The organism is Parapedobacter tibetensis (assembly GCF_024704835.1).
Lineage (GTDB): Bacteria > Bacteroidota > Bacteroidia > Sphingobacteriales > Sphingobacteriaceae > Parapedobacter > Parapedobacter tibetensis.
Window position 1 is genome coordinate 312,771 of record NZ_JAMXBE010000003.1, and the last position, 18,043, is coordinate 330,813.

22 protein-coding genes are annotated in these 18,043 nt (G+C 48.5%); 18 read left to right on the forward strand and 4 right to left on the reverse strand.

Annotated elements, in window-relative coordinates; translation table 11 throughout:
* Positions 1–118: 118 nt before the first annotated feature.
* The 3 genes from NF543_RS06305 to NF543_RS06315 are packed head-to-tail and all read left to right on the forward strand — an operon-like array spanning position 119 to position 1,484.
* Entirely contained in the window at positions 119–874 is a 756-nt protein-coding gene (locus tag NF543_RS06305; protein WP_257667263.1) for a hypothetical protein, read from the forward strand.
* Complete coding sequence (locus NF543_RS06310; protein ID WP_257667264.1) at positions 874–1,284, forward strand: DUF5675 family protein; 411 nt, start codon at positions 874–876, stop codon at positions 1,282–1,284. The genes NF543_RS06305 and NF543_RS06310 overlap by 1 nt, the downstream gene beginning before the upstream one ends.
* Positions 1,251–1,484, forward strand: a complete 234-nt coding sequence (locus NF543_RS06315) for a hypothetical protein (RefSeq protein ID WP_257667265.1) — start codon at positions 1,251–1,253, stop codon at positions 1,482–1,484. Before NF543_RS06310 ends, NF543_RS06315 begins: the two co-directional genes overlap by 34 nt.
* A 173-nt stretch (positions 1,485–1,657) precedes the next feature.
* Here the strand turns inward: NF543_RS06315 and NF543_RS06320 are convergent, their stop codons facing one another.
* The gene (locus NF543_RS06320; protein ID WP_257667266.1) at positions 1,658–2,647 is read right to left on the reverse strand and encodes a hypothetical protein; all 990 of its coding nucleotides are present in this window, start codon (positions 2,645–2,647) and stop codon (positions 1,658–1,660) included.
* 166 nt (positions 2,648–2,813) lie between these two features.
* On the opposite strand from NF543_RS06320, the gene NF543_RS06325 reads away from it, so the two are divergent.
* From NF543_RS06325 to NF543_RS06345, 5 genes are all read left to right on the forward strand, one after another.
* The gene (locus tag NF543_RS06325; RefSeq protein ID WP_257667267.1) at positions 2,814–3,215 is read left to right on the forward strand and encodes a hypothetical protein; all 402 of its coding nucleotides are present in this window, start codon (positions 2,814–2,816) and stop codon (positions 3,213–3,215) included.
* A 163-nt stretch (positions 3,216–3,378) separates the two neighbouring features.
* Positions 3,379–3,960 (forward strand): Crp/Fnr family transcriptional regulator, encoded by a 582-nt coding sequence (locus NF543_RS06330; RefSeq protein ID WP_257667268.1) that lies wholly within the window; start codon positions 3,379–3,381, stop codon positions 3,958–3,960.
* 326 nt (positions 3,961–4,286) lie between these two features.
* Positions 4,287–4,427 carry a hypothetical protein gene (locus NF543_RS06335; RefSeq protein WP_257667269.1) on the forward strand — a complete coding sequence of 47 codons (141 nt, stop codon included), beginning with the start codon at positions 4,287–4,289 and terminating at the stop codon, positions 4,425–4,427.
* An 87-nt stretch (positions 4,428–4,514) separates the two neighbouring features.
* Positions 4,515–4,982 (forward strand): MauE/DoxX family redox-associated membrane protein, encoded by a 468-nt coding sequence (locus NF543_RS06340; protein WP_257667270.1) that lies wholly within the window; start codon positions 4,515–4,517, stop codon positions 4,980–4,982.
* Positions 4,983–5,168: 186 nt separating this feature from the next.
* Complete coding sequence (locus tag NF543_RS06345) at positions 5,169–5,531, forward strand: hypothetical protein (protein WP_257667271.1); 363 nt, start codon at positions 5,169–5,171, stop codon at positions 5,529–5,531.
* 51 nt (positions 5,532–5,582) lie between these two features.
* Here NF543_RS06345 and NF543_RS06350 read toward each other — a convergent pair whose 3' ends face one another.
* Genes NF543_RS06350 through NF543_RS06360 form a run of 3 tightly spaced genes read right to left on the reverse strand, consistent with a single transcriptional unit; the run spans position 5,583 to position 11,589 of the window.
* A complete protein-coding gene (locus NF543_RS06350) occupies positions 5,583–6,956 on the reverse strand; it encodes a RagB/SusD family nutrient uptake outer membrane protein (RefSeq protein WP_257667272.1) in 1,374 nt (457 codons plus the stop codon).
* Between the two features lie 4 nt (positions 6,957–6,960).
* A complete protein-coding gene (locus NF543_RS06355) occupies positions 6,961–10,152 on the reverse strand; it encodes a SusC/RagA family TonB-linked outer membrane protein (protein ID WP_257667273.1) in 3,192 nt (1,063 codons plus the stop codon).
* Between the two features lie 3 nt (positions 10,153–10,155).
* On the reverse strand, positions 10,156–11,589 hold the full coding sequence (locus tag NF543_RS06360) for a TlpA family protein disulfide reductase (protein WP_257667274.1): 1,434 nt from the start codon (positions 11,587–11,589) through the stop codon (positions 10,156–10,158).
* 1,174 nt (positions 11,590–12,763) lie between these two features.
* On the opposite strand from NF543_RS06360, the gene NF543_RS06365 reads away from it, so the two are divergent.
* From NF543_RS06365 to NF543_RS06410, 10 genes are all read left to right on the forward strand, one after another.
* Positions 12,764–13,246: a hypothetical protein gene (locus tag NF543_RS06365; protein WP_257667275.1), complete on the forward strand. Its 483-nt coding sequence runs from the start codon at positions 12,764–12,766 to the stop codon at positions 13,244–13,246.
* Between the two features lie 25 nt (positions 13,247–13,271).
* On the forward strand, positions 13,272–14,315 hold the full coding sequence (locus tag NF543_RS06370) for a PDDEXK nuclease domain-containing protein (RefSeq protein WP_257667276.1): 1,044 nt from the start codon (positions 13,272–13,274) through the stop codon (positions 14,313–14,315).
* Positions 14,316–14,733: 418 nt separating this feature from the next.
* Positions 14,734–15,021: a hypothetical protein gene (locus NF543_RS06375; protein ID WP_257667277.1), complete on the forward strand. Its 288-nt coding sequence runs from the start codon at positions 14,734–14,736 to the stop codon at positions 15,019–15,021.
* A 64-nt stretch (positions 15,022–15,085) separates the two neighbouring features.
* Positions 15,086–15,301 carry a PLDc N-terminal domain-containing protein gene (locus NF543_RS06380; protein ID WP_257667278.1) on the forward strand — a complete coding sequence of 72 codons (216 nt, stop codon included), beginning with the start codon at positions 15,086–15,088 and terminating at the stop codon, positions 15,299–15,301.
* Positions 15,302–15,313: 12 nt separating this feature from the next.
* Entirely contained in the window at positions 15,314–15,589 is a 276-nt protein-coding gene (locus NF543_RS06385) for a hypothetical protein (RefSeq protein ID WP_257667279.1), read from the forward strand.
* Positions 15,586–16,071, forward strand: a complete 486-nt coding sequence (locus NF543_RS06390; RefSeq protein ID WP_257667280.1) for a DUF4943 family protein — start codon at positions 15,586–15,588, stop codon at positions 16,069–16,071. The genes NF543_RS06385 and NF543_RS06390 overlap by 4 nt, the downstream gene beginning before the upstream one ends.
* Before the next feature lie 19 nt (positions 16,072–16,090).
* On the forward strand, positions 16,091–16,279 hold the full coding sequence (locus NF543_RS06395; RefSeq protein WP_257667281.1) for a hypothetical protein: 189 nt from the start codon (positions 16,091–16,093) through the stop codon (positions 16,277–16,279).
* A 39-nt stretch (positions 16,280–16,318) separates the two neighbouring features.
* On the forward strand, positions 16,319–16,534 hold the full coding sequence (locus NF543_RS06400) for a PLDc N-terminal domain-containing protein (protein ID WP_257667282.1): 216 nt from the start codon (positions 16,319–16,321) through the stop codon (positions 16,532–16,534).
* A 156-nt stretch (positions 16,535–16,690) separates the two neighbouring features.
* A complete protein-coding gene (locus NF543_RS06405) occupies positions 16,691–17,599 on the forward strand; it encodes a DNA-methyltransferase (protein ID WP_257667283.1) in 909 nt (302 codons plus the stop codon).
* On the forward strand, positions 17,577–18,041 hold the full coding sequence (locus tag NF543_RS06410; RefSeq protein ID WP_257667284.1) for a BglII/BstYI family type II restriction endonuclease: 465 nt from the start codon (positions 17,577–17,579) through the stop codon (positions 18,039–18,041). Before NF543_RS06405 ends, NF543_RS06410 begins: the two co-directional genes overlap by 23 nt.
* The last annotated feature ends 2 nt before the right edge of the window (positions 18,042–18,043 follow it).

Genomic DNA, 18,043 nt, shown 5'->3' on the forward strand with positions numbered 1-18,043 from the left:
AGCGACAATTAGGTTTTATTGCGACAATAACGCCAATTGCGTCTTATGCGGCGCCAGGCGACATGCGCCAAATCCATAGTTCGGAACTTTGCTTCGTTGTTAAAAAAAAGTCATACTTATGGCACAACAAGACAGTTTCTTAAAATTAAAAGGAAGAATCGGGGATTTGACCTTTTACAAAACCAAAAATGGGCATCAGGTACGCGAAAAGGGTGGCGTGAGCGCCCAACGCATTGCCACGGATCCCAAGTACCAGCGCACGCGCGAAAACAATGCGGACTTCGCAACGGCCTCCTTGGCGGCCAAGCACTTGCGCGATGCATTGCGTCCGCTCATCCTGATGACGTACGATCCGCGTATGCCAAACCGGCTCGGAAGCCGGATGCTACGTGTGGTACGGGCTGATGCCGAACATGTGCGTGGTGAGCGGCAGGTATTGCCGCAGCATCTGGCCATCCTGCGGCGGTTCAATTTCAATGCGGCAGCCACATTGTCCAACACGCTGTTTGCTTCGGTCAGCGCCGTTGTGGATGCCGTGGCCGGCACCGTGCAGGTAACCGTACCGGGTATCCAGCCTGCCACGAAGCTGGCCAAGCCACTGGAGGCTACCCACTTCCAGTTTGTGGCGGGGGCGGCCACCCTGGATTTCAGTGAGGAAGGCGAATCTACGCTATCCATGGCCCAATCGGCAGAGTTGGACGTGAAGCAGTTGACCACGGAAGAATCGACGCTTGCACTTCCGCTTCCCGCGGATGCGGGGCTACCCATCGTGGTGGTCTTCGGCGTCACCTTCTACATCGCCGACGGCGGGCGTAGCTACGGCCTCAACAATGGCGCGTACAACCCCATGGCCATCATCAATATCACCGTTTGATGACGGAGCTACATCTCATCCGGACGTACCATCCGGAAGGCACCAATGGGGTGCTCAAGCACCAGGGAAAGCCCGTATGCCAAACCATCGAGCTGCCTTGGCGCAACAATCGCCGTTGGGTGAGCTGCATTCCTGAGGGGCGTTACCGCCTTTTCCGGCGAATGCACTTCAAGCATGGCGACCAGCTCGCCGTGGCCAACGTGCCTGCCCGATCGAGCATCCTCATCCATCCGGCCAACTTCGCCGTCACGGAACTGCAAGGATGCATCGCTCCGGTAACCAAGTGCGTGGCTCCTGGCAAGGGGGTATTCAGCCGCTTAGCGCTGGATCGCATCAAGGCCATTACCTATCCTGCATTGGAGGCCGGTGAAGCGGTATGGCTGGTCATTGTAGCGGAGGGCATATTATGAGCGAGAAGCCATCGCTTTACCAGCGGATCAAGCAAGGGCTTGCCACGGCAGCTCGGGTGATTCTTGCGGCTCCGCTCAAGCTCCCACCCAAAGTGGTGGCTGGGGCGAAGTATGTGGCCCTCGCCATCGGGCTGTTGGAAGCGCTGGAAGCCAGTGAGCCCGACCCGCCTGAAACCAAGGAGGAAGAGGCCGATGAATAGCCACGCAAACCGGCTAGCCGGTATTGCCGGCGGCACATTGCTCGGCGTCTCGTACTTTCCACCTTGGGCGGATGTACTGCATACCGCCGTACTGGCGGCGGTAGGTGCCTCGGTGAGTTTTTTCACCGCATGGCTGATCCAGCGCCTCACTCGTAGGCGCAAGCGTTAGCCCCTCAAGGCCGCTCCGAAACGGGGCGGCCTTTTTCACATGTTTCTTCATACCAGCTACGCACGCCACTGCTGATGTTTCTATGGAAAAGCAAGTACGTGCGCTCCTGTCCGTCTTCATGATTCATCCATACTTGCTTTTCCTTCCCCACCACAATGCCCAGCTTGAGGCGCAGCTTGCATCCTTTATCGCCTATGCCTTCAAGGTTATCCACACTATTATGGAGCAGGGCATAATGCTGCCCCAGCCACGTAAATCCGTGTGTTTCCACCAGTGCTTTCATTTGCGTGGATGGCATTGGCCATTCGTACAACTGCCCGTCCCAGGTGCTTACCGTGGTTTTTCCGTTGTGCCGGTCGATGATAGCTGCCGCATCGATCGGCATTAGTATGGCCACTCTCCGCCTTTCTGGTTGCACCACCCAGATCGAGGGTTTTGCTTCTACAGGTTCGCCCATGGCGATATCATCCATGGCGGCCATCGGCGGGGGATTCCCAGCCGCCAGCTGATCATATTCCTCCTGTTCGCGTTGCTTGTTCCACAGGTAGCGGTGTTTGTTTTGCACGTAGTACAATAGCACCAGCAGCACGATGCCTAGCAAAACCAAAAACACCTCCCGACGGAAATACCCTCGGTCTAAGATATTTTGGCCGAATAAAGCAAAGTATGCCGTGATAACGAGCAACACAAACGCCAGCGGTGGCAGGATATTCCACCGCAGCTGATGTATTAAGCGGTATTCCCAGCCATCGTCTATGCCATAGCGTTTGTTGAGCATGTAATTGCTGGTGCGCAGATAAGCCATCACGAGGAGCCCGCATAGGTAACTGATCACCATGGGAATCTGGTAGCCCCGCATAACGATTAGCTCGCCGATGGTCCGTCTGGAATACAGGGCCACCACGAGGTGGCAAAAAAGCGGGAGTAAAATCAAGGCGATGATGAGATCCAGCAAGTAAGGTTTTCGTGCATAATAAGTAAGCAATTTCTTCATGGTGCATAGAATTTGGATAAATGATTGAAAGCATGTTCAACAAAAACACTCACGAATCCGGAAAAACACTCACGAATCCGGCCTGAGGTACCGCGTAGTATTGTTGATTTGACGGTTTTGGGGCAATTTTATCAAAACTTTTATTAAAAACCAAAGTATTTGCATTATGACAAAAGAACCATTGAATCCCACAGGAGTAAGCGAGGTCGTCTCGAAATTGTATGCGTTGCCGCATGAATTCCTCGTCATTGAGGCGGAAGAAATCGCTACCGATTTCCCGTTATGGCTTACGAAGCACTTCGAGTTGACCCCACATCAGCAAGCCTTTATTGCGAGCGGGCTCCATGCATCGTTCATCGAATTCGTACAGTCGCGGATTCCGTTTTTCTTCCTGCATCGGCTACCTATCAGCTATGCCGTGATGGGCAAAGAGCCGGAAGACGACGACGAGGAATGGGGTAAGATCATCGAGGGCATCGACGGGGCCTCGCGGACCAGCAGTCCGCACAGATCCGGTGGCGATGCCTCGGGTACCTTCCAGTTTATTGCCCGGTATTACAGGAAGTAATCGTGATTATGATCGTTGTTTCAATAGTGTCTACAATCCCGTCCGGTAATGGCGGCCCAGTGCCTCCGGCCTGTCTACCAGGTGGTGCCAAGTGGCGTGGGCCCCCATGGCTGGTGCCTTATACCACGGCACCATGCCTTTTGCTCACGATCAACAAACCGTTATGCACACCTTCATCCAATTCTGGACCACCCATGTAGCCCACGTGCCCGATGTGGCCATCGCCTTTGTGCAGGCGTATGCCAAGGTCGTGGATTATTCGCTTGGCACGTACCTCGTGCGGGCGGGCGATTTCTGGCCGTACTGGAATCTCGTGCTGGAGGGTGCGGTGATGGCATTGTACTATGCCGAAGACGGTTCGGTGGCCGTGCCGTGGCTGGTCACGGCTGGCGGTTATTTCACCGGTACGGCACATGCCTTTACCAAGCGGCGCGATGAGGTGTTTATCCAGGCACTTGACGATACCCGCGTGATGCAGCTGCCCAATGCGCGGTTGCAGCAGGCCCAGCAACAGTATCATACCTTCAGCGAACTCATCAACATCCTCAAGCAGCGCCGTATCGAGCAGGATGCCCTGCTTGACCATGTGTTCCGGCAAACCGGTGGCGAGGCCCGCGTTGCCGCATTCTTCGAGGCTTACCCTAGGCTGGCCCCGCTATTGCCTATGCAGCAAGTATGCGCCATCCTGCAGATCAGCGAATCGACATACAAGCGAGGCAAGCGGGGGTATTACCGGAAGTGGTAGGTGTAATGCATTTACTTTACCTATCAGCTTGCTGATTTGTAAGCAATGCAAATAGTTGGCTATTGATATTGTATGGAGGTTTTTCACACATGATAGTATCATATGAGGCTTTGGTAGCGGAGTACACCTCCCATACAAAAAATATTCGATATACAACGGGCCATTCTGGCCCATTTTCGGCCTGACCGCCACCCTACATTTGCCTATACCGGAAACGACAGGTAGGTGAGCCGATCGATAGGCAATGGTTTCGGTACAGGCCGGTCGGGGCGGTTTTCATTCCGCCCCACCCGCTTGGGAAAAAAGAAAAGGTAAAAACATAGCAGATGAACAGCGAACACATAAACACAGCATACAACAGGTCGGGCTGGTTTTATTACGATACCCCAATAGGTGGTTTCATACCGGAAGAAGAAGTACAGTTTCTTCCGGCTAAACAGGAAGGGGGTACGGTGATGGATCCTTAACACCTCAAACGAATGGATAGGCCGATGCAAGGCATCCGCGTTATCCCACTAGGAGTGAACACAAGAATTTGCAAACCGCAACATACCATGAACAAGAAAACCCCATACATCGATGCCGGCATCCGGCTCCTTTTCATAGCCCTATATACCTATACGGGCATGACGAAACTACTGGATTTTCCGGTATATCGCATCAAGATGCGGCGGCAGCCGTTTCCAGAACCGTTGAAGGAAGTGTTCGTTTGGGGCGTGCCGACTACTGAGTTACTCATGGCCATCGTTTTGGTGCCTCCTTACTTAATAGCAGCACCAAAATTAACCAGAGGTAGTTTGGCGGCAAACCTTCTGGTTATCGGCAGCTTTACGGTCTATACAGGTTTGGCGGCCACGGGGGCATTCGGATATGTACCCTGTTCGTGTGGCGGTTTTTTGGAAGGCATGGGGTGGTGGGTGCATTTTCTTTTCAACCTGGTGTTTACGCTAATCGCAGCCCTGGGCGTCTGGCTGCACCGAAGTAAAGAAGACGCCGAAGTATTACCATCGATTCGTGGCTGATGCGCATAAAGAAAGAATGGTTCATTTGTTTTCATCATGGGGTGGTTAGTTAGCTTAGCCATAGCAAAATACGAAGAAGGGCGATAATAAGGCCCAAACTAACAAAGGCTATTTGCATGCTTATCGGCAATGGCGCTGCCAACATCCGGATGAAAGCACCACGGATTGATATAAAACCCAAGAATTATGGTTTTTAAAAAAGTAATTGGTTTTTTAATGGTGGCGGTGATGCTGAGTACTACCCTTATAACGGTAGCCAAGCATCGCGTCAGGAGCGCAGCGGCAGGTCTGCTGCAATCGCAGGAATGGGTTTATGACGATAGTGCTTCAGATCCCACCGATCCGGAGAACTACACGGCCAATACCAATCCGCAAAGTTTGGAGGATTTATGCCAGCAAGATGAAAATATCTGCGGCATCATCGCTCCTACCGATCCGAACAGTTCGCCAAGCGACCCCAAGCCGCTTATCGATGCTGGATTGCAGGATCGCATCGAACAGGAAAACACGGAAAACGGAGACGTTTTCCTGTTGCCCATGGTCGATTAAAAGTAAAGGGAGGCGCCATCCATCTGGCGCCTCCCTTTTTAATCCTTTGATTTATCTACTGTTTTGCTCCATTCCGGTATGCGCAATCACGCTTTGCGGAATCAACAATGTATAACGCGGATCGTTGGGTTGCAGTTCATACATTTCGCCATCTATTGCCCTTTTGAGTTTATTTACAAAGCGGGTTTCTTTATTCAGGCGCCTGAGGTCACCCCAACGGATGCCGCCCCGAAAGGCCAACTCCTTATGCCGCTCAGTTACCACCAGTGCCAATACCTCGTCGGGGTCTTCGGCGGTGTACGGACTGAACAGGTCGGCTTCCCATCTTGATGCCAATAACGTATTCAGTGTTTCCAACGCAGAAAAGGCATCACCCAGCCGGGCAAGGCATTCGGCCTTGGTAAGGTATACCTCATCTGTAGCCAAGCCGCAAAACGGAGTCGTTGCCGTCGTGCTGGTGCCATAGTCTCCAGTAAAGCGATAAGAGCCATCAGCATTTTGCTTAAAATAGATTTTCCGCCGTAGATCGCCTTCCGCATAGCTGGCATGGAGTTCCGGATTGACTTTCGCCCGGGTATTGGCGAATCCTCCACCACCATTGGGTAGCTGCATATGCACCAATACTTCACTATTGAGCACCAGAATGGGCTTGTTGGCCGTGACGCTCAATTCGTTGAAATCCATGAGCGCCTCATTCAGGGCCAATGACGCTTCAGCTTGTTGTAGGCTGCTTTCATAATCGCCCATAATCAGGTACACCCTCGCCAATGCAGCATGCGCCGCAGCTTTTCCTGGCCGGGTGGCCACGGGCGTTGTGGCAGGCAACAGGGCCGCCGCGCTTTCCAGATCTTCAACGATCTGCTGGTACGTCTCCGTCAGTGATGTACGCACCGTCGGGGCTTCAATATTCGCGGTAAGCCGCACCGGTATGCCAAGTAGGCTACCTACGGTTGCAGGGTCGTACGGTGGGGCGAAGAGCTGCGCCAATTGGAAGAAGAGCCATCCGCGGAAGAACAACGCCGTACCTTTTATGTGATTCCGGTCTGACTCATTGAGGCTTCCCCGAGCAGCGTCATCCACCTCTCCCAATACCACATTGACATCAAAAACCTTGGAATATGCACTTCGCCAATCTTGCTCTGCCACCGCTTCGGGGTGCCACATGTACAGGTTTCGGGCATCCTCGTTGCGTGCGTTGAAATCCGCATCGCTGAGGTAATAATAATCGCTTCCCACATCACCGGAAAAAAGATAATTCATGTTTCTCCCTGTCTCCCCGTCTAAGATGGCCCGGAGGTCTTTCAATGTGTTGGGGATGGCTAATGAGCGGTCGGGCTTTACATCGAGGTAATCTGCACAGCCCGCCAATAGCACAATACCTATCATGATGCCCATTGCTGGCAACGTATTCAATCTTTTATTCATGGCACTAAAAATTCAAATTAAAACCTATTGAAACACTAAATGGTTCGGGCATTCTCCGGAAATCAGGGTCAGTAGCCGACTCGCCCGCCCGCCATAAGATGGGCAGATTCCGTGCGTAGAGTGTGACTGTGGCTGAATGCGCAGGAAGCGCCCGAAAAGAGGCTTTATCCACTCGATAACTCAGGTTGATGTCCTGCAGCCGGATGTGGTCCCCCTTTTCCACGGTTGCTTCCGAATCACGGTATATCTGATCCCTGCGGCTGTCTGTAGGGTATATCATGGAAGGCACGGAAGTATTGACCTCGTCTCCCGGCTGCTGCCATCGCAGATAGTAGTCGGCATGGGCTACTACCCCATTGTTGAGCAGGCTCACATAATCTACCGTGGGTCTACGGAAGTAGTATCCCGTACGATAGGTAATATTGGCCGAGAGCACCAAGCCTCGGTATGTCCACGTATTCCGCAAGGAGCCGAATGCCCTCGGCATTGCCGAGCCGTGGAACACCAAATCGCCCATTGTCGCGTTGTTGATGATATGTGCGTAATCGGATGACAGTTCTCCGTTTACATATGCGCGCGGATTGCCATTTTCAGGGTCAAGGCCACCCCAACGGTAACTGACAACATTATAGGCATCGTACCCTTCTATGGGAAGTAGGCTCGCCCCGTTGCCTACGTAGGTGCTGGCCCGGCTTCGTTCCACCAAGTATTTTTTGATATCCGTGCGGTTCAGGGAGAGGAAAAAATCCGAGTTCCACCCGAAGGCGCCCTGCATGTTACGACTGCTCAGGCTGATATCCCACCCCGTGGTTTTTATTTCTGCCGCGTTACGCGTCAGGTTGTCAAATCCGGTGGTCAGGTCAGCCGGCACCTGCGAGATCAGGTCTGTGGCATATTTGCTAAAGTATTCGATGCTACCGGTGATCCCGTTGCCCTGCAATCCAAAATCGAGGCCCAGATTGGTTGTCGCCACATTCTCCCAACGCAGATCCGCATTGGGCGGATTCACGATAAACGCGTATTGATTTCTTCCCAAGGGCGAAAGTCCGCGGTAGTCGATGGTGGTCACGGCGGCGATGGTATTATTCACGTTGCCGCTGTGGCCATAGGTAGCACGCATCGACAGCTCGGGCAGCCATTGCCACCCGTAGAAAGGTGCATCAGATAACTTCCACTTATATCCGGCAGACCACAGCGGCTTCCATTTGTCGTTTGTGGCCACGCCGAAGAGGTTGGAGGCATCCCTCCGCGCACTTCCCGTAAATACGTGGTTTGACTTTAGGGTGTAAGACGCATTGGCAAAAACGGAGACAAACCGATTCATCAAACCCGAGAATGTAGGCGCCTGCCCCAACGGGCTATCGAAGCCCATGCCCCCATAAATGGGATACCGGCTAACCAAGTCGATGGGTTGCGCCAGCATCAGCTCATCGTCATACCCATAGGACGTGGAGGCGTAAGACAGGTTTTCCGCTTGCCGCACCTCCGCCCCCATCAGCGCGATTAAGCGATGGCTGTTTGCCCAGTCCTTGGAAAAATTCAGTTGGCCGCGTACATTGTGACTTCGGCGATTGCCTTCCGTCAATTGGAGTATACCACCCAAGGGAAATGGATGGTATGCATCGTCTCCCGAAATCTGGGTGAATCGATTGATCTGATTGCGTGTGTAGAATGTCTCTTCGCTGCGGTAGTTTCTATCGACGGTTTGCTGGTGCTGGTATTGGTACCGCACTTCGGCGTTTAGTGAGGGGATGATCTGGTATTTTGCTGATAGGTTCATCAATACATCACTTACCCGTATCGTATGGTCGGCCAAGTCGATTTCCGCCAACGGCCGGTAGTGCCAATCGAGCAATTTGCCCTGACCCACCGTATCCACAAACCCCAACCGGTAATACTGCTCGATGATGGCCGGGCGCCCATCGTCATCCATTAAGCGGGCATACGGATATATGGTTCCGCTCGTTCCCGTCCGTAGGTCGCCCAATCCATTATTTTCCCTTAGGCTATTGGCATACACCATACCAGCCTGTATTTCGAGGTTCTTTACCGGTTTGAAGGTGCTTTGTGTCCGCAGGGTAATCCGTTGGTAGCCATCGCCTACCTGCTGTGCGATGGACTTATCCAGCCCACCGGAGATAAGGTAGCTCAATCGGTCGCTACCGCCATTCATGTTCAGCGCATACTGCTGCGCCACGGGCCGCTGATATATGTACTCCATCAGATCCCTGCGGATGTCCCGTGTGCGGAGTTCGGCCAGCATGCTTTCTGCCTGTCCTCCGGTGATGAGACCCTGCCGCTGACGCTCCATGATTTCCACGGCGGGCGTAATTACCGGCCACGTCACCGTGTTGCCTAGATCATTGTCAAAGGCCCCTTGGTCAAACAGGAAGCGTTCGATATCGATGAAATCTGCAGGAGCCATTTGAGGCAGGTAATAAAGGTCTGGACGATCCTGAATAGACACATTGGCGCTTGCAGCAATCGCAAACGGTTTATTCAGCATGCCTTTTTTGGTGGTGATGACTACCACACCATTTCCAGCACGCGCACCCCAAATAGAAGCCGCCGCAGCATCTTTGAGGAAAGTGATGCTTTCCACGTCGTTCGGGTTGATATTCAGGATATCGCCTTCATAAGGGAAATCGTCTACTATGATCAGCGGCTGGGCGATGGTCGGTGAAATGGTGCTCAGCCCCCGGATGCTAAACGCCATGTTATTGCCTGCACGCTTATCGAAGAGCGTGCCCGGTACCAGCCCATCCAGCCTGCTGATTACATCCTGGCTGATCTGCCGGTTGAACAGCTCGTTGGATACCACTTCAAATGAGCCGGTGAGCCGTTCCCTTGGCAGGGTCTGGTATCCGGTAGATACCTGTACCTCCTCGATGGTATTTGCCTTTGGTGCCATCGCAATGGATAGCGACTGCCTTGGCGGGAGCGCGATGGTGGTGTCTACCGCATGGTATCCAATATGCGATATCAAGAGCGTCGCCTGCCCGCCGTCCTGTGAGATGATGGCAAAGCGGCCCTTTTCGTCGGTAACGGCGCCAACTTGGTCCTTGCTGAACTTGATGGACACACCTTGTATGGGTGCGCTTGAATTTTTATCCATTACGGTGCCGGTGATGCGATATTGGGCATATAGCGATGCCTGAGCGAGCAGCATCAGCACGATGAGTGTATGTTTCAGCATGATTTATTGGGTTTGGGTTGAAGAATATGTATATCCGATATCCGAAAGAGTCGGCGACTGCCCCTCATGCGGAAATCCGGTCTCCGTAAGCACGAACATGTCCATTTCGCGGTCTACCCACTGTAGTGCGAGCCCTTTGGCTTGCAGCATGGTATTGATGGCATCTAACGTAGCTCCATGGGGTGTAGGAAAATCGAGGTTGAATCGGCCGTCGTATCCGGTTTCGTTCAGGATGACCGGAAGCGGCTCGGCCGTGATCCGATTGAGCAGCCCTACCATGTCCGCAAACTTGCCGTTCCGTATATACGTATCCACGCCATTCGGCAACGCCCCCATTTGGCTTATTTTATCAAAAAAGCGGCTATCCATCTTGCCTTCCACCACGATTTGCCGCTCGCCTGTTTCGCGGGCGGCAAATTCGGTCGAGCCATTGGTTTTTACCAAGGCGAGGCATCTCACCGTCCTCGGCGCAATGCGGCCATTTAGGCCGAGGTAGGCGTCCAAGTCTATACGCATTTTGGCCAATTGGTCTTTTTTGGCCATACCGATTGGCATCACACACTCGTACGTATAGAAATTCGACCGCCGTTGGTCAATATCCCAGTAGTGCTTCGCTACAAATACATACCGATGGGGCAAAGCGGCCTCTAGGATTCGGCGCTTGGGATCAAGCGGCAGTGGCGAGCCGAGTGCCGTGGTATATAGCTTCGCAACGGAGGTGTTCGTCACCGTGTAGTGCATGAGCCGTTGTGCGGAATCAACGGAGCGTTTCATCGTGTGGGTTATCCCATCGATAAAGCCACTGACGGCACTGTAGTAGACATTGCCATTTATCCTTGTGTCGCTATACGCACTGGCTACATCCATCAGCGGGCGGCTTAGTCCCTCACGCTTCAATGGTATATACACATCTTGGCTGCCGGCCGCCAGCTTGGCAATGAGTGAGTCGTTCAGGTATTCCGCTTGCGTGATGGTCCGTATCCTGCCATGCTGGTCTATCAACACGAGGTGAGGCAGCGTCTGCGTGGGGAAGGTGTGGCGAAGCGTTTGGTCTTGCACTATGGAGGATATGGAAAGCGTCTTTAGCCGTGCATTATTGTTGAGGAATCGGGCCACGTAATCGCGTTTTTCGGGCGTTACGGGGAGTACTGCCAATGCTCCGCCAGATTTATTTGCTAACCCGTGGAGGTAGGGCATATTAAATATGCAGGTGGTGCAATACGTTCCCCAAAAATCCAGTATAATCAGCTTACCTCGGTAATCATTAAGCGTAATCGTCTCTTTCTTTTCCGGTTGGTTTACCACCTGTAAGGGCAAGTGCCAGAGGTATTCGGGGATGGTATCCCCAATTTGCAGGGGTTTGATGCTATCATTCAAATCGCCCGCTAACGCAGGCCCCAAGGGATCGGGGCGCTGCGAGCGAGCTTCTGCACACATGATTGCTGTTGCGACTAATAGCAGCAGATTGCATGTTATTAGCCTTATGGGAGTTCGCGTAAAGCGAAATGTTCTTATTGCGTTTAGCCAGAGAAATGCCGGCAGCCACTGGTTGAGAGCTGCCAACATCTTGTTGTATACACACAAATATAAAACGGATGATTGACATTTAAAAGCAAAAAAGTCAAAAAAACCAGATCGTTTGCGGTTCGTCTTTGTAATCCCCTCTGTTTTTACCGTGCTTTGGCAATTTTGGGATGGTATATTACCGGCACGGTTAAAAGTGGATACATAGGGATGTATTGGGCCCCAAGTAGGGGGCTTTCTATTGATTTTTGTTTGGTTTCTATGTTTGATTAGGGCATAGCCCTCCCCAAAGCGTAAAATTCGCTCCATTGGTAGTTGGTTACTAACGGTTTAAAAAACATTAATTTCATAAACCGACCCCCGCGCCAACGGAAAAATCATCGAAAATTTGCAAATTAACAGAGAAGCATCTACCTTTAGGGTGTCAAGACCAATAAGTGATCATCTACTCCGAACCTAAGCAAACAACGAAGTTTCCTTTGGCGGGGTCGGTGCTACCGGGTAGCGGCCGATAGCTTTTTTGCTATTGGCAAGCATGGCTTAGCGCCCATGCTTTTTGCTGCCCGATGTTTATCGGCTTGCCCTTATTCGGGGGCACATATGATATTTTTTGTAAGTGCCTTGAAAGTAACTATGCGCAGCCGTGAGGTTGAGCGCAATCGTGTAGTTCCGGCAACGGTGTTGCGGGGATAACGGATTTGGAAGTTTGGGATTTTCGTTTTCATAATTTTAGGTTTTGAAAACGAGTCGCGAGGGGAATTGGGCTCTAATTGATACGGAATTAGGCTCTACTCCCCACCCCAAGTGTCTAACGTTTGAACGTGGATCACGGCAAAGCCCAATATCCGCATCAAGCACAAAGATATACTTTATGCGAGATAAAGGGCATATTTTTACCGTCCCGAGTTCAAAAAAGCGTTAGACAGGGTCGAGACTCTTAAGCTTTCTATCGTATTACGATGACATTTTAGCTTTCATAATTGACGATTAATATTATAACTATCTGCAAATATAGTAATTGTGTTTTAATGTGTAGTATTAAAAATACAATATAGTTTATAACTAATTGATAATAAGATATAAAAAATTGAAACCTGAAAACAAGAAAGGCCGAGAATTACATAAGTTTCTTCTAAAAATCGATAAAAATTATCAAAGCATCATTATTGCTGCTGGTCATTTGAATGAAGGCCAGGTCGCTGCAGTGATCAAGAAGGAGCGCTTGAAAATCTACGGGAAAGAGTTTTATTATTCTATAGTAGACGTCGAAGGCGAAATAGATGATGCGTGCCATCAGATTTTTGGGGACATTGAATTACCAAACTTCATAAAGCCGATTGGGAAAAGCCCTAAAAAGACAAGATTAGCAAATTATCTTGAGCAGTTTGTCGTCGAACAAAGAGATATAGCTGTGAGGATAGATACTGCCCCAAATAGTTTCAGCCACTTTGTTAGCGGGGAAAGGGAGATTTTTGCTTACAAGGTCTATCTTATCGCAAAGGCACATAACAGGAAACCGAGTGAGGCATTTGAATTTTTGTACGGCCCTAATGGGATTGGGAGGGTTTAACGGAGCGTGTAGACTAATATAGCGTATGGAAATCACAGTCGAATATAAAACCTGGATTGCCGAAGTCAAAACGAAAGTTCGATCGTCGCAGATTAAAGCTGCGTTGGCTGTCAATTCAGAATTGATAGGTTTCTATTGGGAGTTAGGGCGGATGATTACTGAAATGCAAGCCCGGTTTCAGTGGGGAGATAAGGTTATAGACCGAGCGTCTAACGATTTGAAAGAAGAATTTCCAGATATGAATGGCTTGTCCCCGCGCAACCTAAAATACTGTAGGCAATTTTATCAATTTTATCATACGTCAATTGGGCAACAGGTTGTTGCCCAATTGTCCAACAACCTGTTGGATAAGACTCCATGGGGGCATAACATATTGATATTCAGCAAATCAAAAGATGTTGAGGAAGCTCGATTCTATTTACAACAGACGATAGAAAACAATTGGAGTAGGGATACGCTGGCATTGCAACTGAAGTCTAATTTGTACGAGCGAAATGGGAAGGCTATCACGAATTTCAAGTATACGCTACCCGAACCGGTATCCGATCTGGCCCAGCAGACCTTGAAAGATCCGTATGTGTTCGATTTCATTACGATGGCTAAGTCCTATAAAGAAAGAGACATCGAAAACCAGCTTATCCAACACATCACAAAGTTCTTGTTGGAACTTGGCAAAGGTTTCGCGTTCATAGGGCGGCAGTACCATTTGGTCGTCGGTGAGAATGACTACTACCTCGACCTGTTGTTTTATCATACTAGGCTTAAATGCTATACAGTGGTGGAAATTAAAAATACGGCCTTCATCCCCGAGTATGCGGGTAAGTTGAATTTTTATCTTTCGGCTGTGGATAGCCTAGTCAAGCTTCCGGACGACAATCCGACCATCGGCATCTTACTGTGCCGTGACAAGAATAATATCGAAGCCGAATTTGCACTTCGCGATATCAATAAGCCGATGGGAGTGAGTGAGTTTCAACTCGCCGAAGTGCTCCCTGATAATTTGAAGTCTAGCTTACCTAGCGTTGAGGAACTGGAAGAACAGTTAAAAAAAATGGATGAAGAGGAATAACTAGTACATGACAGGAAAAAAACAGATGCGTAACGAAATTCTGCCGAACAAGCGGACAACCTATGGAAAACAGATTGTGTAGACAGTGTCTACACAATTAGAAAGTAGATACGGGCGGGATTTTGAAGGGAAAAACCTCAGACGGATGCTCCAATTTGCAGAACAATTCGTCGACGAGCAAATTGTCGTGACAGTGTAACGACAATGCGGTTAGAGATTGCGGAGATCAAACATGTTATTGAGAAGATTAGTAAGAAGCAAGACGGCCAAGACAAGAATATCGAGTTAATATTCGAATATATAGACCGCTTGCAAGAGAAAGCTGAACATCCAGCTCTGAAACGGAAGGCAATAGGATTTAAGGTGGGGGATAGAGTAGTAAGTAACAAATGAACATGATGTTCCAAACGCAAATACTATGAACCTGGAGAAACTTTTAAGCGCATTGAGTGAAGAAGAGCGAAGGGAGACGCTCCGGCTTTTACAAAGAGAGTTCTGCCACCCAGCCAATTTGACGGCCGTTGGGAGTGACGAGGGGTTACAAACAGTTGAGAACTGGGTGAAGGAACACGAAAACATAATGTCGAGCCGACTCCGCAAAACCCTGCTTAAACGTCCGCAGCATTATATTGATGAGATTAGCAGGAAGCATAGGGGATTTGGTGTCACTACATATGCGGAGCTGGTGAAATTACGTGGGTACTAAATTGACGCGGAGTTGATATTGATATTCGAATATATGGGTCGCTCGCAAGACAAGAACTAAGAATATGACATTACTTTTTTTGAACATGGGAATCACGGAACTTATCATTGTATTGCCGCTTTTGGCATTCATGTTTTACAGCCTCTTCCATGCGGCTACGAACATGGCGATACCCGGCACGCATCGTCTAATCTGGGGCTTGGTGATTCTAGCTATTCCGTTGCTTGGCAGTATTGCGTACTGGGTGGTGGGGAGGAAAAAACAAATTACAAACCGTTAATAAACTAATAATATGGAAAGAGACCTCAGGGATATTCCGTTTCCGCAGCTTATTGAACTAATTGATTCCGAAACGGATGAAAAATTCCAACTAAACATATTTGGCATAACGGGGTTTGAGGTAATCGAGGAAGGAAAAGCGACAAAGCTAACCGCAATCGACAACCAGGTCGTTTTAGTAAAGGAGTCTCCTGAAGAAATCCTGGCAAAAATCTTTAAGTGGACAAGTTCAGTTACTAGGAAAAATTTGGCTATTAACCATGAAGAGCACGTCAGGAGGAACCTATGAAAAGTTGGAACTGCTTATTGTTGTTGTCGTTGATGGCGGGTTGGGCCTGCAAGAAAAATGAAGTCGATATCGTAGAGAAATTTGTCAGAGAGGTGAAAGCAGAAAGGTATGATGACTTTCAGGAGTTGCCCGCTTTCAGGATAAAACATATTGACGCGCTATTGGGGCATGCTTCAGATGAGCAGTTGGTCAGCCGATTCCCTTGGGCATCGGTATTGTCTTACTATCCCGGCCAGAAAGAGGTGGGTCTGGTCATGCTTTATGCCATCGAAGTGATCCGTAATCCAGGTGATTATCCGGCAAGGGGTGTGCACGTCGTGGATGCCAACAATCGCGAAAGGAAAGTCACACTGAATGAGGTGCTACCACACTACGAAGCCTGGTGGGCACGGCACAAAGGGAAAAGCGCACTGCAGCTTGGGCAGCTGAACCCATTAGAGGGTACGGGATTGGTTTGGTTCGGCGCTGAAACATCGGAATGACTATTTAAAGAAAAACGGAATGGCGACGATACTCAGACTAGCAACAGTAAAAAAAGACGAACCCGTACGGGTGAATTTTGACAATGTGGCGTTTTACCGAGCAAAGGCAGCGCATACCGAAATCACATTCGTATCCCCAAGATTCCATGAGCACACGATTACAGTAAAGGAATCACTGGAGGTGATTGATAAGTTATTGGGGGTTTGAGGGGGCGAGCAACTGGAAAAGAATAATTAAAGCATAAATATGGAATTACTGTTTTTAAACATAGGTACTGCGGAGTTAATATTAATGCTTCCGGTATTTGCATTTGTGTTTTATAGTCTGTACCACTCCATTACGAATGAAAAATTGCCAAGTTTCCACCGCATGCTGTGGTTCTTGGTTATTCTTTGTTTGCAGTTGCTGGGTGGTATTGCTTATTGGGTGATTGGGAGGAAACCTGTAGGGGGGATTCTGTAAGTTTATGATCATAGCGGATATTCGATGAAATAATGGTGAATGGGACACATCACATTCAAGGTTATTAAATGACCCGTCAAACGGCAGGCGCTTTGTAGGATACGGGTAGGTCAATTACAAATCACTTTGACTATATTTGAAGATAAATTTACAGAAATGTCAAAATACAAATACATATTAGGAGATTCGTTAAAAGCCATTAAGAAATTTAAAGACAACACATTCAAACTTATTATAACATCCCCTCCTTATAATGTTGGAAAAGAATATGAAACAAAAAAATCAATTGAATTATATCTTGAAGAACAAAATGAAATAATTAAAGAATTAGTAAGGGTTTTACACACTAATGGCAGCATTTGTTGGCAAGTAGGAAATTTCGTAGATGACAAAGAAATATTTCCTTTGGATATCTTCTATTATCAAATTTTTAAGGATAATGGTCTAAAACTAAGAAATAGAATAGTATGGCAATTTGGCCACGGCTTGCATTCTTCTAAAAGATTTTCAGGACGATACGAAACTATTTTATGGTTTACCAAAACTGAAGATTATACTTTCAATTTGGATTCAGTTCGCATACCTTCAAAATATCCAGGGAAAAGGCACCATAAAGGCCCAAAAAAAGGACAATATTCTAGTAATCCCAAAGGAAAAAACCCTTCTGATATATGGGAGGTATTATTGAACGACTGGGAAAAGGAGATATGGAATATTCCTAATGTGAAGTCTAACCACGTAGAAAAGACAGAACATCCTTGCCAATATCCTATTGAACTTGTTGAAAGATGTGTATTGGCGTTAACAAATGAAAACGACTGGATTCTTGATCCTTTTGCGGGTGTCGGTTCCACAGTATTGGCAAGCTTGAAAAATGACAGGAATGTAATTGGGATAGAAAAAGTCAAAAAATACAGAGACATTGGTGTAAAGCGCGTTAAAGAATTTGATGATGGTTCTCTACGATTTAGGTCTATTGGAACGCCAATTTATGATCATACAAAATCCAAACTTTCTCAAATTCCGCTTGAGTTTAATAATAATGAAAGTCTGCGATCAATATAGTCATCAAAAGGGCTTAGAAACAATTCAGGCCAAAGGAAACCTATTGCATGAACTAATTAATATACTAACGTACAAAGGTTTATATTTCGGAAAGAATTTTTCAAAGGAAATAAAATCTAAGGTAAGCGAAAGATTTAATCAAAACGGATGGGCGGATAACGTGAAAGTAGGGAATTCAAATTTAACTATTAATTTTATGAAATCCAAAGTAGGTGTGTGCTTTCAAATCGGCAATGTTGCTCGAACTTATGCTGATATTTTGAAACTAAGTCTACTTAATAAAAATGGAATAATCGATGTTGGAATAATTATAGTTCCTCATAAACTTGAATCGAAAATGATGGGCGCAAATTATGCTCAATTTGATCGCTTGGCAAAAGAACTTTATCAGTTTACTGATATTGTTCCCGTACCTATATTAATTTTTGGTTTATCAAACTAAAC